Below are 1,049 nucleotides of genomic sequence, written 5' to 3'. Positions count from 1 at the left end.
AACGGGACGAATTCATCCCACGCGTTGTTCCAAAGCCGCACGATCGCACCGTATTTCGTGCCCCATTTCTCGGTCAGTTCGTCCAACGCCGCGCGGGCCGCGGTGGCGTTGACAGCGGTGTAGATCGGTTTGACGTCGCGTTTGAGCGCGTCCCAGTGCTGGCGCCCGGCCAGTCGGAAGGTGTTGCGGATCAGGTGGATGATGCAGGTCTGGACCGTGGCCAGCGGCCACACGTTCCCCACCACTTCCGGCAGGCCCTTCAGGCCGTCGCAGACGAGGAAGAACACATCCTTGGTGCCGCGGTTGCGGATTTCGGTGAGCACACTCATCCAGAACTTCGCGCCCTCGCCACCGGTCCCGGCCCACAACCCGAGGATGTCTTTCTCCCCGTTCACCGTCACCCCGATCGCGGCATAGATCGGGCGGTTCGCGACCTGACCGTCTCGGATCTTGACCACGATCGCGTCGATGAAGATCGCGACATACACCTCGTCGAGCGGCCGGCTCGACCACTCCTGCATTTCCGCGACCACCGCGTCGGTGATCCGGGACACGGTCTCCTTCGACACCGACGCCCCATAGATCTCGGCGAAATGCGCCGAAATCTCGCCCGTGGTCAAACCTTTCGCATACAACGACAACACTATCTCATCGACCCCGGTCAACCGGCGCTGGCGTTTCTTGACGATCTGGGGTTCAAAACTGCCGTCGCGGTCACGCGGCACCTCGATCGGCACCGGCCCGGTCGTCTCGGTCAGCACCGTCTTCGGCCTGGTCCCGTTACGCACATTGGGTGAGACCCGTTCGGCGGGAGCCTGATTCGGCTCATAGCCCAAGTGCTCGGTCATCTCCTCGTTCAACGCGGTCTCGAGAACGGTCTTGGTGAACTGTTTGAGCAGCCCGTCCGGCCCGGTCAGGGACAAGCCCTGCTCCTTGGCCATCCGCACCAACTCCGCCGCCGCCAGCTCCTCAGCCGACGCGTCGGCCTTCTTCTTCGCCACGGCATCAAGTGTCGTCATCACGGCACCTTCCCGCTGACCATCCGATCA

1 protein-coding gene is annotated in these 1,049 nt (G+C 63.3%); it reads right to left on the bottom strand.

Annotated features, from left to right (window positions below):
- On the bottom strand, window positions 1-1,022 hold a 1,022-nt coding region (locus tag IRT45_RS36290; protein ID WP_194810260.1), incomplete at its 3' end, for an IS256 family transposase.
- Window positions 1,023-1,049 lie beyond the last annotated feature (27 nt).

The sequence above is a fragment of the Nocardia sp. BSTN01 genome (assembly GCF_015354405.1).
In the GTDB taxonomy this organism is placed as follows: domain Bacteria; phylum Actinomycetota; class Actinomycetes; order Mycobacteriales; family Mycobacteriaceae; genus Nocardia.
Note: the sequence above shows the minus strand (reverse complement) of the source record. Positions and strands in the feature narration are given on the sequence as shown.